We start from the raw sequence: 4,875 nt of genomic DNA, 5'->3' as shown, positions 1-4,875 counted from the left end.
ACTATTGAGTCGGGTAAGGCCACGTTGGTTTCTGGGGTAATTATGTTTGGTTTTTTGTTTCTAGGCGACCGAATTCTTCGGTTATTTGGTCTGGATGTAGCTTCTTTCGCCATAGCCGGAGCTTTGGTTATGTTTCTGATCGGCATGGAAATGGTGCTAGGAATTGAGATTTTTAAGCCGGATCCCGAGAGCGAAACTGATGCTACTATTGTTCCGCTGGCATTTCCCCTGATTGCCGGAGCGGGCACCATGACTACACTAATTTCTTTGCGGGCGGCTTACAGCTACCCCAATATCGTTGTAGGCATCGTGATTAATTTAATTTTAGTGTATATTGTCCTTAAATCTTCAGTCTGGCTCGAAAACAAAATTGGCAAAGCAGGCTTTAATATTCTACGCAAAGTATTTGGGATTATTCTATTGGCTATTGCCATTAAATTAGTCAAATCTCAATTTGCATGATAAGCACCAGCGATGCCCTACTTTTGGGCTGGACTGAGGAAGACGAAACATCATTAACCCAACAGTCAGTAGATGGTAACCATGTATACCGATGGTTCTTCGCGAGGTAATCCCGGCCGGGGAGGATACGGCACCGTATTATTGTACAAAAAACACCGTAAAGAACTTACTGAAGGTTATCGCCTCACGACTAATAATCGTATGGAGCTGTTAGCAGTAATTATAGGGCTAGAAGCTTTGAAAAAAGGGGGTACTGTAGTAGAAATCTATTCTGATTCTCAGTACGTAGTCGATGCAGTGAATAAAGGCTGGGTCTGGAACTGGCAGAAAAAGAATTTTAAAGGTAAGAAAAACGCTGATCTCTGGAAACGGTTCATTCCTGCCTACCGCAAACACGATGTTACCCTTAAGTGGATTAAGGGGCACTCAGGTATTCCGGAAAACGAACGCTGCGATGAATTAGCCGTCAGTTCGGCCGATGGAAACGGGCTGTTAATTGATCAGGGCTTTGAGACCAGCATATCCCGCAGTAAGCAAACAACTTCTGGTAAGTAGGGTTCTTTTTACAGTAAATCATTCTACTATTTTTTAACATCAGAAACATGAACGAACAAGATCAATATCATATCAACAACATCGCTAACTATATTGGCGAAATTGAAAGCTACGTACAAGGCATGGATTATCCTGACTTTGAACAGGAGGAAGAAGTGCGAGTAACGGTAATGGAAAATCTTCAACATATCGGTCAGGCAGCCACTTTGCTATCCGATGAATTTACTAGTCAGTTTACAGATGTAGATTATCATGTGCTAGATGCATTTAAAGCGGCAAAGTTTAACAATGCTGTAGAGAAAGGTTTTCAGCCAATTTGGTCTATCATTAAGAACGATCTACCTCAATTCCGCGATCTCATTATGACTGAGTCGGAGCGAATGGATATACCGGATGATGATGATCTAATGGATGATTAATCCCGATGTTTTCGCTAAAGTTCTGCAATAACTAGTTATTCGTATTCATTAGATAGAAACGGGATTCACCAAACAGTAGGTTTTCTACTGCTTCTTTGCTAAATACTGATAATCACTTGTTCTACGATTATGCAGTTTTATCTTCGCTCTTTCTTTAACAAAGGCGAATAAGCTGTTAGCTTACTCGAGTTAGTGTTTCCCCCTTTATAGCACAGATGAAACTACTATTTTATATTGCTCTCTCCGTAACAGCATTTACTCCGCTGCTTGGTAATTGCCAAGAAGCCAGTGATACCTCGCAAATTGTGTATCAATCGGATGCATTAGTAATTAAGCAAGTAACGGAAAATGCGTACGTTCATGTCTCATTCTTTGATACCGAATCATTCGGAAGAGTAGCTTGCAACGGAATGGTAGTGACCCACCAAAATGAGGCAGTGGTTTTTGATACTCCCGTAGACAATGCCAGCTCGGTAGCGCTTATTAATTGGATTAGTAAGGAACTAAATTCTGATATAAAAGCGGTTATTCCTACGCACTTTCATGAAGATTGCTTGGGAGGGTTGCCCGCGTTTGACAAAAACGATATTCCTTCCTACGCTAGTAAAAGAACGATACAATTGGCAAGAGAACGAGAATTCAACCGTCCTGCCAATGGGTTTGAAGATTCGCTGACGTTAATTGTTGGTGATAAAATGGTGCATATTACGTATTTAGGAGAAGGTCATACAAAAGATAATGTTGTTGGCTATTTTCCTAGCGAAAACGTATTGTTTGGTGGGTGTTTGATCAAAACAATGAATGCAAGTAAAGGAAATCTGGCAGATGCTAACGTTGAGGATTGGCCAAAAACAGTAAAAGCGATAAAGAGCAAATACTCTAACGTAAAAGTAGTGATTCCTGGACATGGAGCCTCTGGCAGTCAAGCTCTGCTAGACTATACTATTCAGCTTTTTGAGAGCAACTAAGCTAAGTTATATTGTTACTTAATAGTGCTGATGCATATTTATTAAGCGTGGTAATGTAGATAATTTCTTGAATCCTTCCCTAAAAATTATTTACACAAGGTGACTATTTTTTTTTGGCTTAACTAAAACTTCACATTTGTAACGTATACTTAACTGTACATTCATCTTCAGTTAATATATGATTTCTACATTCGCGGCTTAACCTAAACAAGCACGCTTATGAGATTGATTTTTTACGCATGGATCGTTGGTATTCTATTTTTAGTCCCAAATTTCTTACAGGCTCAAACTACCGTCTCTGGTACAGTAACTGATGAGAATGGTGAAGAACTGGTTGGCGTTTCTATTCTCCAGAAAGGAACCACCAACGGAACCATCAGCGAGATAGACGGAAGCTACCGAGTCAACGTTAGCGGTGATAATCCGAGTATGGTTTACTCCTTTATTGGTTATACGACTCAAGAGGTAGCCGTGAATAATCGTAGTCAACTGGATGTTATGTTGCGCGAAGATGTGGCTCAGCTACAGGAAATTGTAGTGGTAGGGTACGGCACTCAAAAAAGAGTGAATCTTTCTGGGGCAGTAGACCAGATAGATTCGGAGGTGTTGGAAAGTCGACCTATCTCCAATACCGCCCAAGGATTGCAAGGAGCTATTCCAAACTTAAATATTGACTTCCTTTCGGGTGAGCCGGGAGCTGCCGCAAATATTAACATTCGGGGGCTAACCTCTATTAACGGCGGAAATCCACTCATCCTGATTGATGGAGTGCCATCCGATCCGGTAGAACTCAATCGGGTTGCCCCCCAGGACATTTCGGAAATTTCGGTGATCAAAGATGCTTCGGCGGCAGCGATTTACGGGGCGCGAGCAGCTTTTGGGGTTATTCTGATTACCACCAAAAGTGGAAACCAAGAGGGCGTAAACTTCAGCTACTCCAACAACTTTTCATGGAACACGCCTACGGTACTGCCCCGCAAAGTAACCGATCCCTACATCTATCTACGGGTACGGGAAACATCCACGAATAATACGCCTTGGGACAACCAAAACTACAGCGACCAGATGTATCAGTATGCCCGAGAGCGTTCCAATGATCCCAATATTGCGCCAGTTCGGATCAATCCTACCGATGATTCCCAGTGGGAGTACATGGGCGATCAGAACTGGATCGATCACTTTCTAAGTGAGTACACCGTCTCCCAAGATCACGCGCTATCTATTAACGGATCAACGGATAAAGTGGGCTACTTCATTTCGGGTGCTTACAACCGGCAGAACGGGGTGCTGAATGTAGCTGAAGACTTCTTTGACCGCTTCAGCTTTCGCAGTAAGGTAGACTACCGCCCAACCGACTGGCTAACGATTGGCAATAACACCTTCTTAACCAATACTATTAGGGAGAATCCTTCGGCGTTAGCTCCTTTAGCTAGAATAGGAGGGCGAGATATAACTCGCTCTTCAATGACCGATGTCTACGATTTGCACCCCACCGATTGGAATGTGAACCCCGATGGAACCTGGGCCAATACGGATGCCGGACGTCTGGAAGCCCGGTTACGGGACGGAGGAAGAACCACGGATAAGTACAATAGCCTGCAATCGAGGTTCACCGCTCAAGCGTCGCTTTGGCAAGATTTGTTTCGCTTAAATACCGACTTTACCTACCGCCGCGGAGCCACGAATTTTAACTATCATACTACTCGCTACAATATCGGCTACGGCCCGGAGGATGTGCGAGAAGAAGGCAGCAACTACGCCTATCGTAGCACTACTTTTGATGACTACACCGTGTTCAACATCTACGGAACATTCAATAAGCAACTGGGTCGCCACCAACTCACCGCCATTGCCGGATTTAATCAGGAGTACTTCCGTTCCGAATGGTTTAGTGCCGCCCGCAGCAACGTGATATCATCTTCGCTACCGACCGTCGGGTTGGCTACCGGTGAAACGACGGTAGACGAAGATATTTTTGACTGGGCTATTCGTGGATACTTTTATCGGCTGAACTACATTTTTGATGATAAGTATATTCTAGAATTTAACGGTCGCTACGACGGAACTTCCCGCTTTCCCGACGGTAATCGCTACGGTTTCTTCCCCTCGGCCTCGGCCGCTTGGCGAGTCGACCAGGAATCCTTTATGCAGCCACTGGAAGATGTTTGGAGCACCTTTAAATTGCGGGCTTCCTACGGCTCACTAGGTAATCAAGCGGTTGGTCCTTACGACTACATCGCCACCATGAGTGCTTCACCTTCCAACTACCTCATTGGGGGCGTTCGTCCGCAGCGAGTCACCCCTCCCGGATTAGTTTCGCCCAATTATACTTGGGAAGAGGTTTCTACGCTGAACTTCGGAGCAGACCTAGGCTTCTTTGGCGACCGCCTGATGGCTTCGTTTGACATCTACGAGCGTAACACCACCGGAATGCTGACGTTGGGTCGTGAACTGCCCGGGGTGTTGGGAGA

5 protein-coding genes are annotated in these 4,875 nt (G+C 44.4%); all 5 read left to right on the top strand.

Going from position 1 to position 4,875, the window contains the following annotated elements:
* Positions 1-3 precede the first annotated feature (3 nt).
* On the top strand, positions 4-462 hold the full coding sequence (locus WBA23_RS26190; protein ID WP_424585227.1) for a MarC family protein: 459 nt from the start codon (positions 4-6) through the stop codon (positions 460-462).
* Positions 463-534: 72 nt separating this feature from the next.
* On the top strand, positions 535-1,017 hold the full coding sequence (gene rnhA / locus WBA23_RS26185) for a ribonuclease HI (RefSeq protein WP_424585226.1): 483 nt from the start codon (positions 535-537) through the stop codon (positions 1,015-1,017).
* 47 nt (positions 1,018-1,064) lie between these two features.
* Positions 1,065-1,436, top strand: a complete 372-nt coding sequence (locus tag WBA23_RS26180; RefSeq protein WP_424585225.1) for a DUF86 domain-containing protein — start codon at positions 1,065-1,067, stop codon at positions 1,434-1,436.
* A 215-nt stretch (positions 1,437-1,651) separates the two neighbouring features.
* Positions 1,652-2,404, top strand: a complete 753-nt coding sequence (gene bla / locus WBA23_RS26175; RefSeq protein ID WP_424585224.1) for a subclass B1 metallo-beta-lactamase — start codon at positions 1,652-1,654, stop codon at positions 2,402-2,404.
* Positions 2,405-2,623: 219 nt separating this feature from the next.
* On the top strand, positions 2,624-4,875 hold a 2,252-nt coding region (locus WBA23_RS26170; RefSeq protein ID WP_424585223.1), incomplete at its 3' end, for a SusC/RagA family TonB-linked outer membrane protein.

The sequence above is a fragment of the Tunicatimonas sp. genome, from assembly GCF_049647865.1.
In the GTDB taxonomy this organism is placed as follows: Bacteria; Bacteroidota; Bacteroidia; order Cytophagales; family Cyclobacteriaceae; genus Tunicatimonas.
This window is presented reverse-complemented; position numbering and strand designations above follow the sequence as displayed.

Excerpts from the sequence above, each read along its gene's own strand:
- rnhA (WP_424585226.1), top strand. The coding sequence starts at position 535 with ATGGTAACCATGTATACCGATGGTTCTTCGCGAGGTAATCCCGGCCGG.
- bla (WP_424585224.1), top strand. The coding sequence starts at position 1,652 with ATGAAACTACTATTTTATATTGCTCTCTCCGTAACAGCATTTACTCCG.
- WBA23_RS26180 (WP_424585225.1), top strand. The coding sequence starts at position 1,065 with ATGAACGAACAAGATCAATATCATATCAACAACATCGCTAACTATATT.